Origin of the sequence: Pseudoalteromonas sp. MTN2-4, assembly GCF_042848605.1 — a bacterium.
Taxonomy (GTDB): domain Bacteria; phylum Pseudomonadota; class Gammaproteobacteria; order Enterobacterales; family Alteromonadaceae; genus Pseudoalteromonas.
The window spans coordinates 219304-240630 of sequence record NZ_BTGK01000006.1; the positions used below are offsets into that span (position 1 = coordinate 219304).

The window sequence follows — 21327 nt, forward strand, 5'->3', positions numbered from 1 at the left end:
CTGGGTAGTAACGAAATTTATGAGAACAGAATGAAAAAGTTAATTTTAGCTGCAGCAATGGCGTTATCTACAGGCGCAATGGCTGAGCAAGTGACTGCTCCTTTAGTTGGTGCAGTAGAAACAACAGTGAGCCCAATCGAAACTCAGTTAAATAACTTAGGCTTAACAGTTAAAGCAATTCAAGATAGCCCAGTCGCTGGCTTAAATACGGTTTTAACTGACAAAGGCGTATTTTACGTGAGCCCAGATGGTCGTTACCTGGTTCAAGGTACGATGATCGATGTCGACAAACGAGAGAATTTAACTGAGTCGGCGTTAAGCGGCGTTCGTAAAGAAGGTGTGACTGAGTACGAAGACTCAATGATCGTTTATAAAGCTGAAAACGAAAAGCATCAAGTTACTATATTTACTGATATTACTTGTGGTTACTGTCGTAAGTTACACCGAGAGTTAGATGACTACTTAAATGCAGGTATCACAGTGAAGTATCTTGCATTCCCTCGTGGTGGTTTACGTGGCAAGGGCTACAAAGACTTAATGAATGTGTGGTGTGCTGAAGATGCCGCAAAAGCATTAACAGAGGCAAAAGCGGGTGAAGAAGTGGCAGAAGTTAAAAACTGTACTGCACCTGTGGCTGAGCACTACCAGCTAGGTCAGAGCTTTGGCATTTCTGGTACACCAGCAATCATTTTAGAAGATGGTTCGATTATTCCTGGCTACCAACCAGCTGCAGCATTGGCGCAAGCGCTAGATGGTAAGAAGTCATAAGCGATAAAATTCGCTATAATCACCGTATTATTAAAAAGGCCTAAGGGCCTTTTTTTGTTGTCTGTTAAATTTCTGTTTTAACGTTGTAATGCTCGCTCTCTTAATTAACGCTTTTTGAGAGCAGGTATAAGGGTAAAAGAATAAATGCAAACCGTGATAACAACACGTGAGCGCGTGGATGACAGTCATCTTCCTGCGCATCTTCATCCTGTAATTAAACAAATCTATGCAGCTCGCGGTGTAAGCGACCCTATTGAACTCGATAACCGTGCTAGCACCTTATTAAATTTCAACTTATTCAAAGATATGGATAAGGCCTGTGCTTTGTTAGTTGAAGCATTGCAACAGCAAAGTAAAGTCTTAATCGTTGGTGACTTTGATGCTGATGGTGCAACCAGTACCTCGGTTCTGATGGAAGGGTTAGCATTATTTGGTTTCCAGCATGTCGATTATCTTGTGCCAGACCGCTTTAGCTTAGGTTATGGTTTAAGTCCTGCACTGGCAGAGCAAATAGTGAATATCGCGCCAGATTTAGTGATCACCGTAGATAACGGTATCTCTTGTATTAGTGGCGTTGAGATTGTCAAAAATGCCGGTATTAAAGTACTTATCACTGATCACCATTTGCAAGGTGAGCAACTGCCTAATGCCGATGCCATCGTCAACCCAAATCAACATAGTTGTAACTTCCCTTCAAAAAGCATTGCGGGTGTGGGTGTGGCGTTTTATTTGCTGGTGGCGCTGCGTCATAGTCTTCGTGAGCTGCAATATTTTGTGACTCAACAACAACCTGAACCAAATTTAGCAGAATTACTCGATATCGTTGCACTAGGCACGGTTGCTGACGTTGTGGCACTCGATGCCAATAACCGCACATTGGTTTATCAGGGTCTAGCACGTATTCGCAGAGGTAAAACACGACCGGGGATCACTGCACTTATTGAAGTGGCAAAACGCAACGCAGCGCGTTTATCTGCCAGTGACTTTGGTTTTGCACTCGCGCCGCGTTTGAATGCTGCTGGCCGACTCGATGATATGAGTCTAGGTATCGCTTGTTTGTTATCGAAAGACATCAACCAAGCAAGACGCATAGCAGGCGAGCTTGACGCACTTAACCATGAACGCCGTGAAATTGAAGCGGGCATGCAGCAAGAAGCGCAAGCTGTACTTGAGCGCTTGGTATCGGCACAACAAAGCGTGCCTGATGTTGTCTGTTTATATCAAGACGATTGGCACCAAGGGGTGATTGGTATTTTAGCTGGGCGATTGAAAGAGCGTTATCACCGTCCGGCAATTATTTTTGCACAAGGTGACGAGGGTGAAATAAAAGGCTCATGTCGCTCTATCGAAGGGTTGCATATGCGTGACTTACTTGAGCAAATTAACACTCAGCACCCAGATCTAATTGCTAAGTTTGGTGGCCACGCTATGGCTGCAGGTTTAACCATTTTAGAGCGTGACTTTGAACGTTTTAAAACGGCGTTTACTGATGCTGCCAGTGCGATTTTGACCGAAGAGCATAAGCAGAGTGTGCTACTGACTGATGGCGAGTTGCCTGCGACCTGTTTCAATCTAGACTTTGCGCAACTGCTTCAGCAAGCAGGGCCTTGGGGTCAGCAATTCCCTGAACCTGTATTTGAAGGTGTATTTGAACTCATTCAGCAGCGTATTGTCGGTGAAAAACACCTAAAATTGGTGCTAAAACACAGCTCTGGTCAGTTAGTTGATGCCATCGCTTTCAACATTGATGTAAAAGCTTGGCCAAATACAGCTGCACAATACGCCAAATTGGCGTATCAGCTCGATATAAATGAGTTTAGAGGCAAGTTCTCTCTGCAATTATTAGTGCGAGAAATTCAAGCACAACCCGCATAAATCCATTTATAGGGCACAGATTGTCTGTTATCATGGCGCGTTTAAAAATCACGCGCCTTTTTTATGGGCTGAAAAAGCATTCGGCTATTTATATTCGCCGTGTGACACGTTAATTTTTTTGGAGTAGTGAGCATGTTTGAAGTGAATCCTGTGATTAACCAAATCAAGGAAATTCGCGAACGCACTGAGCTGCTTAGGGGGTATCTTTGACTACGCTCTAAAACAAGAGCGCTTAGAAGAAGTAAACGCAGAGTTAGAAGACCCAGCAGTATGGAACGAGCCTGAAAAAGCACAAGCATTGGGCCGTGAAAAATCGAATCTAGAAGCGATTGTTGAAACCATTGATAACCTTGTTGGTGGTGCAGACGATGCTGAAGGCCTAGTAGAACTAGCCGTTGAAGCCGAAGACGAAGAAACCTTTGAAGAAGCTCAAGCTGAAGTAGAAGGTTTAGTTGGTCAATTAGAAAAGCTAGAGTTCCGTCGTATGTTCTCTGGTGAACAAGATGCTAACGATGCCTACATTGACTTACAGTCAGGTTCGGGCGGTACTGAAGCGCAAGACTGGTGTAACATGCTATTGCGTATGTACCTACGCTGGGCAGAAGCGAAAGGCTTTAAAGTTGAAATCGTTGAAGCGACCGATGGTGATGTTGCCGGTATTAAAGGCGCAACCGTGCGTGTATCTGGTGAATATGCTTACGGCTGGTTACGTACAGAAACAGGCGTACACCGTTTAGTTCGTAAGAGCCCATTCGATTCAACAGGTCGTCGTCATACTTCATTTGCGTCTGCGTTTATTTATCCAGAAATTGACGACAACATTGAAATTGATATTAACCCAGCTGATTTACGTATCGACGTATATCGTGCATCGGGTGCTGGTGGTCAGCACGTTAACCGTACAGAATCTGCGGTACGTATTACCCACTTACCAACGAATACCGTTGTGCAGTGTCAGAATGACCGTTCACAACATAAAAACAAAGCGCAAGCAATGAAGCAGCTAAAAGCAAAATTGTTTGAACTTGAAATGAAAAAACAAAACGCCGAAAAGCAATCTCAAGAAGATGCTAAATCAGATATAGGTTGGGGTAGTCAGATCCGTTCATACGTATTAGATGACTCACGTATCAAAGATTTACGTACTGGTGTTGAAAACCGTAATACCCAAGCGGTACTAGACGGTGATTTAGACAAATTTATCGAAGCCAGCCTGAAATCAGGCCTTTAATCAACAAGCTAAACTAAGAGCTAAAAAATGACAGATCAAATCCAAGACGAAAATAAACTCATTGCTGAGCGTCGTGCTAAATTGGATACAATTCGTGAGAATTGTGATGCCAATGGCCACCCGAACACCTTCCGCCGTGAAGACTATACGGCTGATCTACAGGCTAAGTTTGGTGATAAATCGAAGGAAGAGCTTGTTGAGTTAGACCATCAGGTATCGGTTGCAGGTCGTATCCTTGCTAAACGTGGTCCTTTCCTTGTGTTACAAGACATGAAAGGCCGTATTCAAGCATATGCATCAAAAGACGTACAAAAAACGCTTAAAGAAAAATATGGTCAACTAGATATCGGTGACATCATTGGTGTGTCTGGTCCACTTCATAAGTCAGGTAAAGGCGACCTGTACGTAGACATGGTGCAGTATGAGCTACTAACTAAGTCACTTCGTCCGTTACCAGAGAAGTTCCACGGCCTAACAGACCAAGAAGCTAAGTACCGTCAGCGTTACGTTGACCTGATCACCAACATGGACACGCGTGAAACATTCCGCATCCGTTCAAAAGTGATCGAAGGCATTCGTCGTTTCTTAGCTGAGCGTGACTTCATGGAAGTTGAAACGCCAATGCTTCAGGTTATTCCTGGTGGTGCAACGGCGCGTCCATTCGTGACTCACCACAATGCACTAGATATCGACATGTACCTACGTATCGCGCCTGAGCTTTACCTTAAGCGTCTAGTAGTAGGTGGTTTTGACCGTGTATTTGAGATCAACCGTAACTTCCGTAACGAAGGTCTTTCAACGCGTCATAACCCAGAATTCACGATGATCGAATTCTACCAAGCGTATGCTGACTACAACGACCTAATGAACTTAACTGAAGACATGTTACGCACTGTTGCACAAGATGTTCTTGGCACAACGACAGTGATTAACACAGTTAAAAATACTGAAGGCGAAGTGGTTGAGACGATTGAATATGACTTTGGAAAGCAGTTTGAGCGTCTATCTATGGCTGATGCCATCATCAAGTATGGTCCTGACGCTGAAGAAATCGCGCATATCTTCAAAGATCCAGAAAACCACTTCGACGAGCTAGTTGCTTATGCGAAGAAAGTACACGTTAAGATCCCAGAGAAATGTGTGTGGGGTGCAGGTAAGTTCTTATGTGAAATCTTCGAAGAAACTGCTGAGCACAAGCTAATTCAACCGACTTTCATCACTGAGTACCCGTGGGAAGTATCACCACTTGCACGTCGTAACGATGAAAATCCATTCATCACTGACCGTTTCGAATTCTTCGTAGGTGGTCGTGAGCTTGCAAATGGTTTCTCTGAGCTTAACGATGCACAAGACCAAGCTGAGCGTTTTGCGCGTCAGGTTGAAGAAAAAGATGCCGGTGATGACGAAGCAATGCACTTCGATGCTGACTACATTCAAGCGCTTGAGTATGGTTTACCACCAACAGCGGGTGAAGGTATTGGTATCGACCGTCTAGTGATGCTTTTCACTGATTCACCAACAATCAAAGACGTTATCTTGTTCCCGCATATGCGTCCACAAGCTGACTAATCTCGATTAAGTTTATCGATAAGAGCCTTGGCAAATGCCAGGGCTTTTTTTTGCTTAAATTTTTATCAATGCAATTAGCTAAAACAAAAACGGCTTTCAAAAGAAAGCCGTCAAATGCTCATAAATACTTTATATATTTACATCGGTTCAACAATTGCAATGCCACCTTGAGCTCGGCATTGACGTACCGCAGCTCTTAACTCAGTGGTTCCTGTGATCCTTGCAAACCACAGAGGTATACCATTAGCGCCTGAGCATTCTACGATGTAAGAATTTCTTTCGAATTCAAATGCCGAAGCTGGTGCTGCTATTGAGATAGTTGTTGCGGCAATAGCACCGAATAAAATTGATTTAATTTTCACTGTTAGATTCCTTCTTTATTTTTTCTTATCGAACTCGTTCAGCATAGGCATAACCGCCCATAGCTCTACAGCGGCTTTTCACTTGTGAAAGTTGAGTTCTGCTGTATGCCCACTCAAAAAAGATAGGTCTGTTGTTTTTAGCGTCGAAGCACTCGACAAAATATGACTCATTATCAAACCAAGCGCTTGCTTGCATAGAAGTGGCTAAAGTTAAAGCTGATACTGCACCTAAGATAATTGCTTTTAATTTCATTGTTCTAATCCTTGTTTAATTATTTTTCTTATCGAACTCTTTCAACGAATGCACTACCGCCAAGGCTTGAACAGCGGCTGATTAGCGAGTTTACTTGAGTGCGGCTGTAAACCATTTGGAAGAAAAGAGGTTTATTTGTTGCGTCGTCATAACACTCAACAAAGTATGACTCATTTTCGAACCAAGCGCTTGCTTGCATAGAAGTGGCTAGGGTAATAGCTGAAACTGCGCCTAATAGGATTGCTTTAATTTTCATTTTCAAACTCCTTGATTATTTTTTGTATAAAGCGTTAATACAAATAGCACTGGAGTTATCAGGTTGTAAATAAAAAATTAACAATAGATGTGTTTAATGAAAAATTTCATTAATTGAATAAAGACGATTAGGTATAAAGGTAAGACTTCCCCGGCTTCGCGGATGCTGATGTCAGCCCTTGAACCCTAAGGTTCAAGGCGGAGTGTAACAGCTCACCGTAGGCTTCTCGGTACATGCCAAGCTTGCGCAATAGTAAGCAAACTACACCCCTAGATAAAGTTTATCGGCTCAGGGACTTAATCTGCTGTCCTACGAGCTAGGGAATTAAGTTCAGTATATAAGACTTGCAGCAGAGGTAAACCATAAATCAAGAAATATCAGTTCAACTGCTGGCAAATTAAACGCCGCTGCTCATAAATGAAGCCCTTTAAAGACAATTGTTTGGAGTTGCTATACTGTGAGTGTTAGCATTGATAGCAATTAAATTAAGACATACTTTTTAAATTGAGTGTGTTCTTATAATGAAGATTCTTTGACGAGCATTAGCAATGACAGAAATGACCGATTACACACAAGCACAACTGCTGCTTGAAAAGCATGATATTTTCGTATCGCCTTCAGAAGCACACGGCACCATCAGTGGTTTGTTGGCTTGTGGCTTAAACATTGATGAAAAAGACTACTTAATTATGTTAAGTGACGTGTTTAACGACGGACAAAGTTTCTCAAATGAATTAAAAGGACTATTTGGTCAAATGTTCACGCATGTTATGTCATGCTTCAACAGCGAAGAGCCAAATTTTGAGCTGTACTTGCCGAATGAAGATGAAACCTTACTAGATAAAGCCAATGCGCTAGTGGCGTGGGTGTCGGGCTTTTTATTGGGCTTTGGCTTAAAGCAAAAAGACTATGGCAAGCTGTCGGCTGATGTCAAAGAAGTGATCAGCGATTTTAGTGAAATTACTAAACTCGACACTGACTTCGGTGAAGAAGAAGAAGACCAACAAGCTTTCCACGAAATTGTTGAGTATATCCGTGTTTCAGCACTGTTATGTTTTGCTGAAATGGGCAGAGAAACGGTTACTCCATCAAAGACGTTACACTAATGATCAGCATTCAAGAATTTGTCCAGCGCAGAAGCAAATTACTTGCGCAACTCGATAACCACAGCGTAGCGATTATTCCTGCTGCGGTTGAGATCACCCGCAGTCGCGATACCGAATTCCCGTTTCGCCAAGACAGTGACTTTTTCTACCTAACCGGCTTTAAAGAGCCAGATGCCGTTTTAGTCTTATCAAAAGACAAGCAAGGTGAAGGTAAAAGCACGTTATTCTGTCGTAACAAAGATAAAACCGCCGAGATTTGGCACGGCCGCCGAGTGGGCTATGAAAGCGCTAAGTCTGACTACTTGTTTGATGAAACTTATCCGTTAAGTGAGTTAGACGATGAGCTTCTGCAACTGGTAAATGGCAATCGCACTTTATTTTACGGGCAAGGTACTTACAGTACGTTTGATGACAAGATATGGGCTTTATTAAATACTTTGCGCGGTGCACCGAAAAAAGGCTATCGCGCGCCTGAGATCATCAAAGATACACGCCCGCTTATTCACGAAATGCGTTTGTTTAAATCAGACGCAGAAATTGCCGTGATGCGCAAAGCGGGTCAAATAAGCGCTGAAGGTCATGTGCGTGCAATGCAGTTCGCCAAGCCTGATGCTACTGAATACCAACTGGAAGCCGAGCTTCATCATCATTATGCCATGAATGGCGCACGCTATCCGGCTTATGGCACCATTGTCGGCTCAGGTAATAATGCCAATATTCTGCATTACACAGAAAACAGCGATAACTTAAAAGCAGGCGACTTAGTGTTGATTGACTCAGGGTGTGAACTTGAAGGCTATGCAGCTGATATTACTCGTACTTTCCCAGTGTCTGGTAAATTCAGTGAGCCACAAAAAACCATTTATGAGCTGGTATTAAAAGCCCAAGCGGCGGCATTTGAGCATGTGAAGCCGGGCGGTACTTTGGTTGCGGCTAATAAAGCGGTGATGACAGAAATGACCCAAGGTTTGATTGAGCTCGGTATTTTATCTGGCGAGTTAGATACACTTGTTGAAAAACAAGCATGCAAAGCGTTCTATATGCATGGTTTAGGTCACTGGCTAGGTCTTGATGTACACGATGTGGGTGAGTACAAACTCGATGAAGCTGACAGACCATTTGCACCGGGTATGGTGTTGACCATAGAGCCTGGTTTGTACTTCGATGAAGATGCACAAGTGCCAGAACAATATAAAGGCATCGGCATTCGCATTGAAGACGACCTATTGGTAACTGAAAATGGTCACGAAAATCTGACCCAAGACGTGCCGAAAACCGTAGCAGAAATAGAAGCGTTAATGCAGCAGTAGGAGAATGCGTTGCAGCACTTTGATGTTGTGATTGTAGGCGGCGGTATGGCAGGGGCCACCGCTGCTTTGGCAATCAAAAAGACCAGCCCAAATTTGCAAGTTGCCGTGATTGAGGCATTTGCACCAAAAAGCCAAGCACACCCTAGTTTTGACGACCGCTCAATTGCCTTGGCCGATCAGTCTGTGCAGTATTTAAAGCAATTTAACTTGTTTAATGCTGACTGGCCGTTTGCCGAAGCCATTAAGCAAGTACACGTGTCTGATAGAGGTCACTTTGGTAAAACCTCATTGCACCACCAAGACTATAAAACGAATGCCCTTGGTTATGTGGTGGAAGTGAACCCATTTGGTGCTTATTTACATCAACAGCTAGCTAAAACTGACATTCAATTATACTGCCCTGCGACTATTAATGAATTAAAGCAAACACAAGACAGTGTTGAGCTGACCTTAAACGACGAAACTCAGGTAAGCGGAAGGTTATTAGTCGTTGCCGATGGCGCACAATCCCCCACGCGCAAACAGCTAAACATTGGTTTTGATAGTCTGGCTTATGAGCAAGGGGCGCTAATCGCCAATATCGAAGTTGAAGGTGGTCATAGCGGCCAAGCGTTTGAACGTTTTACCGAGCATGGGCCAATGGCACTGCTCCCTATGACACAAAACCGCTACTCGCTGGTTTGGTGTATGCCAAACGTACACCTTGAACATTATAAAATGCTTGAACCTCACGCCTTTATTGCTGAGCTGCAAGCTGCCTTTGGCTATCGCGCTGGGGTATTCAAACAGGTTGGTATGCGCGCACAATATCCGCTGGTACTAGGCCGGGTCGAGCAGCTCGTTCATCACCGTAGCGTATTAATTGGTAATGCAGCACACGCTATTCACCCAATTGCTGGGCAAGGTTTTAATTTGGGTTTAAGAGACATTCAAGCTTTGGTTGAGCTGATTGCATCAGAGCAACATGCTTTGGGTGAACATGCTTTTACGCAAGCTTATAATCGTGCGCGTGCACAAGACATCAAAACGGTGATGACACTGACCGATGCGCTCGTGCGACTATTCTCTAATTCTTCTCGTTTAATGGCACTCGGTCGCAGTTGCGGTTTGCTTGCCATGTCGCTGTCTGAAAATTTTAAAGCACCGTTAGCCAAGCAACTAATGGGTCATGTTATTAAAGGAAAAAGCTGATGCAACAAGCGCAAATATGTATTGTCGGTGGTGGCTGTGTAGGCCTCACTTTGGCGTTAGGTCTGGCAAAAAATAACATTAGCGTGCACGTGATTGATGCAGGCAGTGAACCTGCGCCACTTACTGAGCAGTTTGCTAATCGCGTGAGTGCCATCAGTCTTGCCAGTCAAACGCTATTTACTGCGCTAGGCGCATGGGATGATATTTTAGCGCAGCGAACTTGTGCCTATACGCATATGGACGTCAGAGACAAAGACAGTTTTGGCAAAATTGCCTTTAACAGCACCGAGCTAGATTTACCTGAGCTTGGGCACATCATTGAAAATGACGCTATTCGTTATGCGCTGTTTCAGCAGTTAAAACAGTATTCATCTGCAACGCTTAGCTTTAATACTCGCTATCAAAGTATTCATCAAACCGACACTGACGTGTTAATCACCTTAGAGTCAGGCATGCCGGTTATGGCCAAGCTATTAGTTGCAGCAGATGGCGCAAATTCGGGTATTCGTACTCAGTTTAAAATGCCCATTACGTTTTGGGACTACGACCACCACGCTATCGTCGCAACGGTTAAGACGCAAGAGACACACAGCCATACTGCAAGACAAGTATTTTTACCAACTGGACCTCTGGCGTTTTTACCACTCAGTGATGAACACAGCCAATCAATCGTGTGGTCAACGTCACCTGAGCAAGCACAGCATTTAATGTCGTTAGATAACGCTGAGTTCAATAAAGCATTGAATGTCGCCATCGACGGTCAGTGCGGTTTATGTGAAGTACAAGACGACCGAGCGGTGTTCCCGTTGAAAATGCGTTACGCCCAACAGTGGGTAAACGGCAAGATTGCATTAATGGGTGATGCTGCACACACCATCCACCCGCTGGCGGGGTTAGGTATGAACCTAGGCCTTAAAGATGCAGCGCTTTTAATTAAACTACTCACCGACAGCAAGCAAGAATTTGCCAGCACTCGCGTGCTGCGTGAATACGAACGTGCTCGTAAACTCGATGCACAAAAGCACATTGCCATGATGCAAGGTTTAAAAGAGCTGTTTGAAGGCGATAACCCGTTGAAGAAACTGATCCGAGGTGTAGGATTGAGTATGGTTGATAACCTTGGACCAATTAAAACCTTATTTGCGAAAGAAGCTGTTGGGAAAGGTAGTGCAAAATAGACCTACGAAGTAGGTTATTTTTGCGCAAGGTGAAGTGAGCCATTTTAGCCGCCGCAGAGTTGCACTCCAGAGAAGCAAGGTTATTTTTGCGCAATGTGAAGTGAGCCAGTTTAGCTGCTGCAGAGTTGAACTCAAGGGAAGCAAAATAGACTTTGCGCAATAAGTAATCTTAAAAGTTGTTTTGCATTTGTCTTCAATTTAACTCTTTGTCGCGTTGGCGACAGCAACCAAAGGGCGGCTGCCGCCGGCCGCTCGGGTGCGACCTTCGCTCTGGACTCCCGCGGCGCCCCTCTATCACGCTAATTCTTCAAATAAATAATTGATGATGGTGCAAAATATGCGTTGCGAAGCAAGGTTACTTTTGCGCAAGGTGAAATGAGCAATTTTAACTATTGGGTGAACTTTCCACTTTTCCATCCTTGGCGAAATCATGGCTTGTCTCGCATCCATGCGAGTCATTTCTCATCAATTACTTATTTTTAGGCGTGATAGAAGTGGAAAGGGTGTAGCCTGTTAGATTGATATTCATTCTGTAGGCGCCGACCTTATGTCGCGCTTTTTGAACCATCACAAATACACAACTTGTTATCCTGACGAAGGTTAGGATCCAGTAGATACAAATAGACCCTGAAATAAATTCAGGGTGACGGGTGTGCCGAACCACATTTATTAGCGCGGGGTAAACCCGCGCCTACAAAGCAAATTTTTACATCCTGTAGGCGCTGACTTTACGTCGCGCTTTTAGAATCATCTTGATAACTCGTAACCGTAACTCGTAACTCGTAACTCGTAACTCGCAAACTATTGTACGCTTACCGCTTACCGCTTACCGCTTACCCCAATCTCAACTCAATAAATTCCGCTAACTTATCAACCGCATGCACTGATTCTGGCGAATTTTTTACCAAGCAAATACCAATCTGGCCGAGCTCGGGTAGGTTAGGGGTATGTGATTGGTAGTTTAAATCGCTTGGTACGGTGCTTTTGGCTAGCACAGTGACGCCTAGGTCTTCCTTAATCGCGGCGATTAAACCGGTTAAATCGGCGTTGCTGTAAACTATACGGTATTTTAATCCGGCTTGTTGTAGGGCTTCGATAGCGCGGCGGCGGTAGATACAGCCCTCAGGTGCGGTCACTAGGGTCACTACATCGTTCTTGGCGAGGTTTAAATTACCGACCCATACCAACTGGTCTTGCATGAATACGGGGAACTGATCGGAATTAAGCTCTTCATTCAATGCCAACACTAAATCGAATTGATCTTGGCGCGAAACAGACAACAGGTGTTTACTCAAACGAGACTTCACTTCGAGGGCCACATCAGGATAAAGAGAAACAAAGTCGCCAATAATAGACGGCAAAATTCGCGCTGCAAATTCACTCGGAATACCTAGGCGCACTTTACCGGTCACACTCTCTGAGGTGAACTGCTGTAAAATGGCATCGTTTTGTTGCAGCATTTGTTTAGCCTGCGGTAGCAAAAGCTCGCCATATTGATTGATAACTTGTCGTTGACCTTGTTTTTTAAACAGTCGACAGCCGAGCATTTCTTCGAGTCGTTTAATTTGTAATGACACCGCAGGTTGCGATAATCCCAGTAGTTCACCGGCCTTGGCAAAGCCACCTAATTCAACCACAGTAACAAATGTGCGTAAGCCGTCGTTCGATAAGTTCTTCATATTTAAAAAATCAATTTATAAAACCAAGTTACATAAGCATTATTTATCAATGTATAAATAAATACAATTTGTTGTTGCCCAAATGCACTCATATACTGCACAAATTAAAGTTTTATTAAGGTGTGGTTATGACATTTTCAGCCAGTATGTTTGCAAAACATCGTCAAGGCACAGCGCCTGCGCTAAACACATTAGCGTTAGACAGCGCACAATGGGTCTTAGACTTTAGTGGCTTCGAAACCACACCATTTTTAAATCAAGTTTTAGGTATCAACCTAAATAAACTGTTAGCACCAGGTTTGGGCATTAAAGGCCAACTCGTATCAGGTGCGGCATTTACGGTTTATTACTTCAGTGAAACGGCTTACCGCTTTGTTATTGAGCAAAGCCACGCTGATGAGTTACAAAACTTGGTTGAAGCCCATCACAGCGATTACGACATTGAGCTGGTGGCGCGCAAAGATTTAAGCATGAGCACCCTGAGCGGTGAGCAAGCGTTTGATACCATTATCAAGCAGTTTGGCTTAACACCGGGTCTGCGTTTATCAGACGAGCAAGTGTGCTACGGCCGACAAAGTGGTGAAGTGTTCGTCACTTCATTACTTGCAGATGACTTGCAGCAGTATCAGTTGATTGCCCAAACAGACACTCTGAATAAGTGGCATCAACAGTTGCAAGAACAAGGCTTTAGCCTAAACTAGATTTCAAACAAAATTTGCTAAGGCACTCAATACGGGTGCCTTAGCTGTTATTGCATTAACCCCGCCTCGAAGAGGCAATCTTGTAGCCATACACTACAAGGTCAGTAATTAGTGAAGGAATGATATGACTTCTAAAACTGTACTACACGCTAAGCACGTAGAAGCTGGCGCAAAAATGGTTGACTTCCACGGTTGGGAAATGCCAATCAACTATGGTTCACAAATCGAAGAGCACAACGCAGTACGAACTGATGCAGGTATGTTCGACGTATCTCACATGACGATTGTGGACGTTAAAGGCGCAGACGCAAAAGCATTCTTACGTAAGCTTGTAGCGAACGATGTAGCTAAGCTAGAAGTACCTGGTAAAGCACTTTACACAGGCATGTTAAATGAAGAAGGCGGCGTAATTGACGACCTTATCATCTACTTCTTCTCTGACACTGAATACCGCCTAGTTGTTAACTCAGCAACGCGTGAAAAAGATTTAGCGCACATTGCTAAAGTAGCGGCTGAGTTCGCAGTAGAAATCACTGAGCGTCCTGAATTTGCGATGATCGCAGTACAAGGTCCTAACGCAAAAGAAAAAACAGCTAAAGTACTTGATGACGCGCAAAACGCTGCAGTTGAAGGTATGAAACCATTCTTCGGTGCACAAGCGGGCAATCTATTCATTGCAACGACTGGTTACACAGGCGAAGCAGGCTACGAAATCGTTGTACACAACGATGATGCAGCTGACCTTTGGCAAAAATTATTAGACGCAGGCGTCGCTCCGGCTGGCCTTGGCGCACGTGATACGCTACGTTTAGAAGCGGGCATGAACTTATACGGTTCAGATATGGATGAAACTGTATCTCCACTTGCTGCAAACATGGCTTGGACGATTGCATGGGAACCTGAAGATCGTGACTTCATCGGTCGTGAAGCGGTTGCTAAGCAACGTGCTGAAAAGAGCACACACAAGCTAGTTGGTCTAGTACTTGAAAGCAAAGGTGTTCTACGTGGTGGCTCTAAAGTTATCGTAGAAGGTGGCGAAGGTATCATTACTTCTGGTACATTCTCTCCGACATTAGGCTTTAGTGTTGCACTAGCGCGTGTTCCTCGCTCAACGGGCGAAACAGCGCAAGTTGAAATGCGTAAAAAGTTAGTTGACGTTAAAGTAGTGAAGCCTTGCTTCGTACGTAACGGCAAGTCAGTTATTTAATATTAATAAGGGCGAACCATCGCCCAGTTATTACACCGAACCAAAGGAACAAAAAGATGAGCAACATTCCTAGCGAGTTAAAATACGCGTCTTCACACGAGTGGGTTCGCGCTGAAGGCGACGGCGTTTACACTGTAGGTATCACAGAGCACGCACAAGAGCTTCTAGGCGACATGGTATTCGTTGAATTACCAGAAGTTGGTGACGAAGTTGACGCTGGCGAAGACTGCGCAGTAGCAGAGTCTGTAAAAGCAGCATCTGACATCTACGCACCTATCACTGGTGAAGTTGTAGCAATCAACGAAGATCTTGAAGATTCACCTGAAAACGTTAACAACGACGCATACGGTGACGGTTGGTTGTTCAAAGTTAAAGCTTCTGACGAGTCAGAGCTTGCGAACCTTCTTGACGCTGAAGGTTACGAAAACGCAATCGACGAAGACTAATTGCTTCGTTGTTCACAAAAGCCCCCAGTGGGGCTTTTGTTGTTTAATCTGATTTTAAAAAAGGTCCGTACTAAACCATACAGAGTACAGAACTTTTTCATCAACTTATCGATAAGTTGGTAAAGCTGAAGCCAGAGCAGTACCCGCAGCAGGAATCAGCACTAACCCCCTAAATTTTTTGGATCATAGGAATCTAGACTAATGTCAAACGCTAAATCTCTTGAGCAATTAGAGCAAAAGCAAGATTTTATCCGCCGCCATATTGGCCCTACACCGGCACAAGTGAGCGACATGCTATCGGCACTTAACGTATCAAGCGTTGAAGAGCTAATCACGCAAACAGTACCAGCTGGTATCCGTTTAGAGCAGGGTTTAGCAGTGGGTGAGAGCCGCACAGAAGTTGAAGCACTAAGCTACCTAAAGTCTGTTGCTAGCCAAAATAAAATCTTCAAATCTTACATCGGTCAGGGCTACCACCCAACACACGTACCGAATGTAATTTTACGTAACGTATTAGAAAATCCAGGTTGGTACACAGCATATACGCCATACCAGCCTGAGATCGCTCAAGGTCGTTTAGAATCACTATTAAACTTCCAAACGTTGACGATTGACATCACAGGTCTAGACCTAGCATCTGCATCTCTACTAGATGAGTCTACTGCAGCAGCAGAAGCAATGGCACTTGCTAAGCGCGTATCTAAAGCGAAAAAAGCAAACATCTTCTTCATCGCTGACGACGTTCACACACAAACAATCGACGTTGTAACAACACGTGCAGAGCAGTTTGGTTTCGAAGTGGTAGTAGGTCCTGCGGCAGATGCAGCTAACCATGAAATTTTCGGTGCATTATTCCAGTACCCAACAACAACAGGTGAAGTGGTAGACATCACTGACCTAATCGCACAAGTACAAGATAAAAAAGCGATTGCCTGTGTTGCAGCTGACATCATGAGCTTAATGCTACTTAAAGCTCCAGGTAAACTAGGCGCTGACGTAGTACTTGGTTCTGCACAGCGTTTTGGTGTACCTATGGGTTACGGTGGTCCACACGCAGCATTCTTCGCTACACGCGACAAGTACAAGCGTTCACTACCAGGTCGTATCATAGGTGTATCTAAAGACCGTTTAGGTAACGATGCACTTCGTATGGCGATGCAGACTCGTGAGCAGCACATCCGTCGTGAAAAAGCGAACTCAAACATCTGTACAGCCCAGGTTCTACTTGCGAACATGGCTGCGTTCTACGCGGTTTACCATGGTCCACAAGGCCTTAAGATGATTGCACAGCGCATCAACCGTTTCGCTAGCATCTTAGCGACAGGTCTTAAAGCGAAAGGTATAAGCCTTAAGCATGACACTTGGTTCGACACAATCACAGTGGTAGCTGACAACAAAGAAGAGATCGTTGCACGCGCAATCGCGGCAGAGACTAACTTTGCAACGAACCATGCGGGTGAGTTCTCAGTATCTGTGAACGAAACAACAACACGTGCAGACGTACTAGCATTATTCGACATCATCTTAGGTGAAGGCCACGGTCTTGATGTTGCAGCACTTGACGCACAAGTATCTGCAGACGACATCACAGGTATTCCTGCAAGCCTAGTACGTGACGACGAAATCTTAACGCACCCTAACTTCAACTCGTACCACAGCGAGACTGAAATGCTGCGTTATATCAAGCGTCTTGAAAACAAAGATTTAGCGCTTAACCATTCAATGATCTCGTTAGGTTCATGTACCATGAAACTAAACGCGACAGCTGAGATGATCCCAGTAACTTGGCCTGAATTTGCAGAGCTTCACCCGTTCTGTCCACTAGACCAAGCGCAAGGTTACCAAACAATGATTGGTGAGCTTCACGACTGGTTAGTAGACATCACAGGGTACGACGCAGTATCTATGCAGCCTAACTCTGGTGCACAAGGTGAATACGCAGGTCTTATCGCTATTCGTAAATACCATGAGTCACGTGGCGAAGGTCACCGTAACGTCTGTTTGATCCCAAGCTCAGCGCACGGTACTAACCCGGCATCTGCGCAAATGGCAAGCATGAAAGTTGTGGTTGTTGCCTGTGACGACGACGGTAACATCGACATGGCTGATCTTAAAGCGAAAGCAGAAGAAGTGTCAGAGAACCTATCTTGTATCATGGTAACTTACCCGTCTACACACGGTGTATACGAAGAGTCTATCCGTGAAGTATGTGAGATTGTTCACCAGCACGGCGGCCAAGTTTACATGGACGGCGCGAACATGAACGCGCAAGTTGGTGTAACTAGCCCAGGTTCAATCGGCTCAGACGTATCGCACTTAAACCTACACAAAACATTCTGTATTCCACACGGTGGCGGTGGCCCAGGTGTTGGTCCTATCGGTGTTAAATCGCACCTAGCGCCATTTATGCCTAACCACAGCGTTATCAACGTACCGGGTACAACTGAAGGCAACGGTGCAGTATCAGCAGCGCCTTACGGTTCAGCGGCTATCTTACCTATCTCTTGGGCATACATTACAATGATGGGCAGCCAAGGCTTAAAAGATGCAACTGAAATGGCTATCGTAAACGCAAACTACCTAACTGAGAAGTTAAGCGAGCACTATCCAATTCTTTACCGTGGTCAAAACAACCGTGTTGCGCACGAATGTATAGTTGACTTACGTCCGCTAAAAGAAGCGTCTGGCATCACTGAGATGGACATTGCTAAGCGTCTTATGGACTACGGCTTCCATGCACCGACTATGTCGTTCCCAGTAGCGGGCACGCTAATGATCGAGCCAACTGAGTCTGAGTCTAAGGTTGAGATTGACCGCTTCATCGAAGCCATGATTTCAATTCGTGAAGAAGTACGCAAAGTTGAAAACGGCGAGTGGTCTGTTGAAAACAATCCACTGGTATTTGCACCGCACACGCAAGCTGACGTACTTGGCAACGAGTGGGATCGTGCATACGACCGTTTTTACGCGGCATTCCCTGTGAAAGCAGTTGCTAAAGATAAGTTCTGGCCAACAGTGACACGTATCGACGACGTACTAGGTGACCGAAACCTTATCTGTTCTTGCCCTGCAGTTGAGACATATGCAGAGTAATGAATTGTAGGTCGGGCTAATCCCTGACTTAGATTTTTGAAAACCGCCTTAAGCGATTAAGGCGGTTTTTTTGTGGGTGGGGTTTGGGGCTGTCATTCTGAACTTGTTTCAGAATCTATGTTTTACTCACCATCTATCTTCAACTTATCCCCTTTGTCGCGTTGGCGACGGCAACCAAAGGGTGGTAAGCATTTCAATTTAATAACGTGCAGAAATTCATCCATGAAGCTTCTGCCTGTCGGCATCCATGCCTTCACTTCCTCGCACTGCGAAACTTCGTTTCGAGATAGGGCATCAGGGGGGCTTAAAAATGATTTTGTCATTCTGAACTTGTTTCAGAATCTATGTTTTACTCATCATCAACCTTCAATTTAACCCTTTGTCGCGTTGGCGACGGCAACCAAAGGGCGGCTGCCGCCGACCGCCCCTTGGAACCCCACGGCGCCCCTCCATCACGCTTAATCTTCAAAGCGCAATTGATGTGAACGTAAACGCCATGTATTCGCCATCCTTGGCGAAATCATGGCTTGACTCGCATCCATGCGAGCGCATTACTCATCAATTGCTTATTTTCAGGCGTGATAGAAGGGAAAGAGAGTAGTTTGTGGGTTCTGTGCTTAGGGTTGCACAATGCAAGACCTGACCCCATTGTTTTGCTGACCCCATTGTTTTGCGGTTGCAAGTAGAACAAAAAGACAAGAAGACATCATGGTGAGCAATTAGATTAAACGCGCTGTCCCCCTAGTGTATTTAAAAGTGTAAATGCAAGGTCACGAAAAAATTTCATATAAATAATCAGCATAAAATTACGCATAAATACGCAGCACAAATCCAATTTTCAAATAGTTACAGTTAACTGTCGAAAAATTATTCCTACTCAATTAAAATTCGCTGTTAATTATTTGTAAATTTATTTTTTACTTTTTTGCTCGCTGTGCTAAAACTATATACGAACACTTCACACTAACTAGGAGAATAAAATGACCTTGCGTACTTTTGTTATGCCTAGTGAGCTACATGAATGTTCGTCTGACTATCACTTAAGTGAGTGGTTCGACGAATAACCCCCTAACAATTTCAACTACACACTCATTTTGCGTTTTTTAACGCAGGCGTTTTATTGATTTTTGTTAGGAAATTCCTATGAATAATAAGAACTACTTCATTGTAGCATCACTACTATTGGGCTTTTCGCTCTCTCACACAGCTCACGCATGTACAACCACTGAATCTGAACCAAATGACCTTGAAAGTCAGGCCAATGTAATCGATTGTGCTAACACAACAATTGCAGGCAACTCAAAACGCGGCGACATTGATTGGTTTAGTTTTAACACCAGTGAAAATGGTGAAATCAGCATTCGTTTAGAACATGATAGGCGCGACGATTTTGATTGGGCATTGTATGGCGAAACGGGCAGTGCAATTTTAACGGGTGAGACAAGTAATGTGCCTGAGCTTGGCAGCATTAGAGCAGCAGCGGGTAATTACTTTGTAAAAGTAACACGTTACTCAGGACGCGGTTGGTACGACTTAACCGTTAATTACCCAACCGAGCCAACACCACCTGTTGAAGATTGCGGTTACGGCTTTACGCCCGCGATACCAAGTGACTTAACTTATTGGCAAACAGGCAACGCTAATGATGCGTGTGGCGCACTTACCAGCGGTCAAGGCGCAACCTTGCTGATGGGTGGCGGCACCGATGTTGATAGCGCATTTACAGGCCGTGTTTTACCACATATTGGCAACAATCAAGATGTGGTCATTTTAAGAACATCAGGCTCAGATGGCTACAATGACTATTTAAACGGGTTACTTAATGCCGATTCGGTTAACACCCTATTAGTTGATTCGCGAACGCTTGCGAACAGTGACTATGTTGCATGGATAATTAAAAGTGCCGAATTTGTCTTTATTGCCGGTGGCGATCAGGCTGATTACCTCAACCAATGGCAAAATACACAGCTGCAAGATGCACTTCAGCACGTTTATGATAAAGGCGGTGTTATTGGTGGCACATCAGCAGGTATGGCACTACTAGGTGGTTCGGTTTACGACCCTGATGGCATTCTTGGCGCTATCTCAGACGAAGTAGTGACTGACTTTTGCCATGACACCATCAATATTAGCCAAGGCATGTTTAGCAATAATTTGCTTGCCAATACCCTCACCGACACCCACTTTGCAGAGCGCGACCGCCTTGCCCGTTCAGTGGTGTTTTTAGGGCATTTAGCTGCTGGCAGCAATGTGATTGCGGCAGATGAAAACACCTCTTTATATGTTAAAAGTAATGGTGAAAGCTTAGTTGACGGCAGCGGTGCTGTGTATATTTTTAAAGAAACGGCAACCACCGAACGCCAACAGCTGAGCTGTAACGCACCGGTTATTTACAACAACATTGAACGATTAAAGCTGATTGCCAATCAGCAAATTAATCTCAACACAGGAAGCCATAATGGCGAAACCCTGAGTGTATCGATAGATGGCACCAGCAATCGCTATTATTCGCCACTTAACCCTTATTAAGCGGGTGTATTGATTATGGAAGCTGAAAAATCCCTTAAGCAAATCATTAAACACCTAATTTTACAAAAAAAGATTCGTTCGCAGTTTGAGCTCTCTTACGAATTAGGCTTAATGGGCTTTGCTGATATTTCACAGTCGCGTATTTCACGCATGCTTACTCGCTTAGGTGCGGTGCGTATGCGTAACAGCAACCACCAGCTGGTGTATCGTCTACCTTCAGATGTGGGCATGCCGGGGCTAAAACAGTCGATTGAAAGCGTGGTATTAGCGTGTGATAAAAACGAAGCACTGGTTGTGATAAAAACCCAAGCTGGCGGCGCGAAAATTGTTGCCCGCGTGCTTGATCACTTGCACGATAGTTTGGGCATTAGCGGCACAGTCGCAAGCGATGATACCTTGTTTATTATGCCAAAACCTGCGCAGTGCACCACGCTACTGTGCAATCAAATTTGCGACATTTTAGACTTTTATCAAGCAGCATAAGAAAAGGCGTATCACATAGTGATACGCCTTTGTTTTACGTAATACAACAAATATAAACAGGAAATATAAACAGGACACCCACCTCAAAAG

At 44.4% G+C, this 21327-nt stretch carries 18 protein-coding genes and 1 other RNA gene; 14 read left to right on the forward strand and 5 right to left on the reverse strand.

Going from position 1 to position 21327, the window contains the following annotated elements:
* Positions 1 to 30: 30 nt before the first annotated feature.
* From dsbC to lysS, 4 genes are all read left to right on the forward strand, one after another.
* Complete coding sequence (gene dsbC, locus ACGHEH_RS15365; protein WP_138629238.1) at positions 31 to 768, forward strand: bifunctional protein-disulfide isomerase/oxidoreductase DsbC; 738 nt, start codon at positions 31 to 33, stop codon at positions 766 to 768.
* A 144-nt stretch (positions 769 to 912) separates the two neighbouring features.
* Positions 913 to 2643 (forward strand): single-stranded-DNA-specific exonuclease RecJ, encoded by a 1731-nt coding sequence (gene recJ / locus ACGHEH_RS15370; protein WP_390446925.1) that lies wholly within the window; start codon positions 913 to 915, stop codon positions 2641 to 2643.
* A gap of 132 nt (positions 2644 to 2775) precedes the next feature.
* Positions 2776 to 3874, forward strand: a protein-coding gene (gene prfB / locus ACGHEH_RS15375; protein WP_130256774.1) for a peptide chain release factor 2 whose coding sequence is annotated in 2 segments (ribosomal slippage) — positions 2776 to 2850 and positions 2852 to 3874 — 1098 coding nt in all. Because the reading frame shifts where the segments join, the coding sequence is not laid out codon by codon here.
* Positions 3875 to 3901: 27 nt separating this feature from the next.
* Positions 3902 to 5443: a lysine--tRNA ligase gene (lysS, locus tag ACGHEH_RS15380; protein ID WP_390446929.1), complete on the forward strand. Its 1542-nt coding sequence runs from the start codon at positions 3902 to 3904 to the stop codon at positions 5441 to 5443.
* A gap of 137 nt (positions 5444 to 5580) precedes the next feature.
* On the opposite strand, the gene ACGHEH_RS15385 is transcribed toward lysS, so the two are convergent.
* The 4 genes from ACGHEH_RS15385 to ssrS all read right to left on the reverse strand — a co-directional run bounded on the left by ACGHEH_RS15385 (position 5581) and on the right by ssrS (position 6640).
* Entirely contained in the window at positions 5581 to 5805 is a 225-nt protein-coding gene (locus tag ACGHEH_RS15385) for a hypothetical protein (RefSeq protein ID WP_390446932.1), read from the reverse strand.
* 25 nt (positions 5806 to 5830) lie between these two features.
* Positions 5831 to 6058 (reverse strand): hypothetical protein, encoded by a 228-nt coding sequence (locus ACGHEH_RS15390; protein ID WP_390446935.1) that lies wholly within the window; start codon positions 6056 to 6058, stop codon positions 5831 to 5833.
* A gap of 28 nt (positions 6059 to 6086) precedes the next feature.
* Complete coding sequence (locus ACGHEH_RS15395; RefSeq protein ID WP_058028871.1) at positions 6087 to 6314, reverse strand: hypothetical protein; 228 nt, start codon at positions 6312 to 6314, stop codon at positions 6087 to 6089.
* Positions 6315 to 6457: 143 nt separating this feature from the next.
* Positions 6458 to 6640: non-coding RNA, 6S RNA (gene ssrS / locus ACGHEH_RS15400), on the reverse strand.
* Positions 6641 to 6862: 222 nt separating this feature from the next.
* Between ssrS and ACGHEH_RS15405 the strand changes: the two genes are divergently transcribed.
* The 4 genes from ACGHEH_RS15405 to ACGHEH_RS15420 are packed head-to-tail and all read left to right on the forward strand — an operon-like array spanning position 6863 to position 11099.
* Positions 6863 to 7420, forward strand: a complete 558-nt coding sequence (locus ACGHEH_RS15405) for a UPF0149 family protein (RefSeq protein WP_058028872.1) — start codon at positions 6863 to 6865, stop codon at positions 7418 to 7420.
* The gene (pepP, locus tag ACGHEH_RS15410) at positions 7420 to 8730 is read left to right on the forward strand and encodes a Xaa-Pro aminopeptidase (RefSeq protein WP_390446939.1); all 1311 of its coding nucleotides are present in this window, start codon (positions 7420 to 7422) and stop codon (positions 8728 to 8730) included. The genes ACGHEH_RS15405 and pepP overlap by 1 nt, the downstream gene beginning before the upstream one ends.
* A 9-nt stretch (positions 8731 to 8739) precedes the next feature.
* Positions 8740 to 9921: a 2-octaprenyl-6-methoxyphenyl hydroxylase gene (gene ubiH, locus ACGHEH_RS15415; RefSeq protein ID WP_390446942.1), complete on the forward strand. Its 1182-nt coding sequence runs from the start codon at positions 8740 to 8742 to the stop codon at positions 9919 to 9921.
* The gene (locus ACGHEH_RS15420; protein ID WP_390446945.1) at positions 9921 to 11099 is read left to right on the forward strand and encodes an FAD-dependent monooxygenase; all 1179 of its coding nucleotides are present in this window, start codon (positions 9921 to 9923) and stop codon (positions 11097 to 11099) included. The genes ubiH and ACGHEH_RS15420 overlap by 1 nt, the downstream gene beginning before the upstream one ends.
* Before the next feature lie 833 nt (positions 11100 to 11932).
* On the opposite strand, the gene ACGHEH_RS15425 is transcribed toward ACGHEH_RS15420, so the two are convergent.
* On the reverse strand, positions 11933 to 12778 hold the full coding sequence (locus ACGHEH_RS15425) for a LysR family transcriptional regulator (protein WP_390446948.1): 846 nt from the start codon (positions 12776 to 12778) through the stop codon (positions 11933 to 11935).
* A gap of 128 nt (positions 12779 to 12906) precedes the next feature.
* Between ACGHEH_RS15425 and ACGHEH_RS15430 the strand changes: the two genes are divergently transcribed.
* The 6 genes from ACGHEH_RS15430 (at position 12907) to ACGHEH_RS15455 (ending at position 21237) form a co-directional block, all read left to right on the forward strand.
* Positions 12907 to 13479, forward strand: coding sequence for a hypothetical protein (locus ACGHEH_RS15430; protein WP_390446951.1), 573 nt, complete (start codon positions 12907 to 12909; stop codon positions 13477 to 13479).
* A gap of 124 nt (positions 13480 to 13603) precedes the next feature.
* On the forward strand, positions 13604 to 14686 hold the full coding sequence (gcvT, locus tag ACGHEH_RS15435) for a glycine cleavage system aminomethyltransferase GcvT (protein WP_390446954.1): 1083 nt from the start codon (positions 13604 to 13606) through the stop codon (positions 14684 to 14686).
* Positions 14687 to 14742: 56 nt separating this feature from the next.
* Positions 14743 to 15132 (forward strand): glycine cleavage system protein GcvH, encoded by a 390-nt coding sequence (gene gcvH / locus ACGHEH_RS15440; RefSeq protein ID WP_058028879.1) that lies wholly within the window; start codon positions 14743 to 14745, stop codon positions 15130 to 15132.
* Positions 15133 to 15333: 201 nt separating this feature from the next.
* Complete coding sequence (gcvP, locus tag ACGHEH_RS15445; protein WP_390446958.1) at positions 15334 to 18225, forward strand: aminomethyl-transferring glycine dehydrogenase; 2892 nt, start codon at positions 15334 to 15336, stop codon at positions 18223 to 18225.
* 1143 nt (positions 18226 to 19368) lie between these two features.
* Complete coding sequence (locus ACGHEH_RS15450; protein ID WP_390446961.1) at positions 19369 to 20754, forward strand: cyanophycinase; 1386 nt, start codon at positions 19369 to 19371, stop codon at positions 20752 to 20754.
* 15 nt (positions 20755 to 20769) lie between these two features.
* Positions 20770 to 21237: an ArgR family transcriptional regulator gene (locus ACGHEH_RS15455; protein WP_390446964.1), complete on the forward strand. Its 468-nt coding sequence runs from the start codon at positions 20770 to 20772 to the stop codon at positions 21235 to 21237.
* Positions 21238 to 21327 lie beyond the last annotated feature (90 nt).

Bases quoted from the DNA above. Each gene is read 5' to 3' on its own strand.
- dsbC (WP_138629238.1), top strand. From the start codon at position 31: ATGAAAAAGTTAATTTTAGCTGCAGCAATGGCGTTATCTACAGGCGCA.
- recJ (WP_390446925.1), top strand. From the start codon at position 913: ATGCAAACCGTGATAACAACACGTGAGCGCGTGGATGACAGTCATCTT.
- lysS (WP_390446929.1), top strand. From the start codon at position 3,902: ATGACAGATCAAATCCAAGACGAAAATAAACTCATTGCTGAGCGTCGT.
- ACGHEH_RS15390 (WP_390446935.1), bottom strand. From the start codon at position 6,058: ATGAAATTAAAAGCAATTATCTTAGGTGCAGTATCAGCTTTAACTTTA.
- ACGHEH_RS15395 (WP_058028871.1), bottom strand. From the start codon at position 6,314: ATGAAAATTAAAGCAATCCTATTAGGCGCAGTTTCAGCTATTACCCTA.
- ACGHEH_RS15405 (WP_058028872.1), top strand. From the start codon at position 6,863: ATGACAGAAATGACCGATTACACACAAGCACAACTGCTGCTTGAAAAG.
- pepP (WP_390446939.1), top strand. From the start codon at position 7,420: ATGATCAGCATTCAAGAATTTGTCCAGCGCAGAAGCAAATTACTTGCG.
- ACGHEH_RS15420 (WP_390446945.1), top strand. From the start codon at position 9,921: ATGCAACAAGCGCAAATATGTATTGTCGGTGGTGGCTGTGTAGGCCTC.
- ACGHEH_RS15425 (WP_390446948.1), bottom strand. From the start codon at position 12,778: ATGAAGAACTTATCGAACGACGGCTTACGCACATTTGTTACTGTGGTT.
- ACGHEH_RS15430 (WP_390446951.1), top strand. From the start codon at position 12,907: ATGACATTTTCAGCCAGTATGTTTGCAAAACATCGTCAAGGCACAGCG.
- gcvT (WP_390446954.1), top strand. From the start codon at position 13,604: ATGACTTCTAAAACTGTACTACACGCTAAGCACGTAGAAGCTGGCGCA.
- gcvH (WP_058028879.1), top strand. From the start codon at position 14,743: ATGAGCAACATTCCTAGCGAGTTAAAATACGCGTCTTCACACGAGTGG.
- gcvP (WP_390446958.1), top strand. From the start codon at position 15,334: ATGTCAAACGCTAAATCTCTTGAGCAATTAGAGCAAAAGCAAGATTTT.
- ACGHEH_RS15450 (WP_390446961.1), top strand. From the start codon at position 19,369: ATGAATAATAAGAACTACTTCATTGTAGCATCACTACTATTGGGCTTT.
- ACGHEH_RS15455 (WP_390446964.1), top strand. From the start codon at position 20,770: ATGGAAGCTGAAAAATCCCTTAAGCAAATCATTAAACACCTAATTTTA.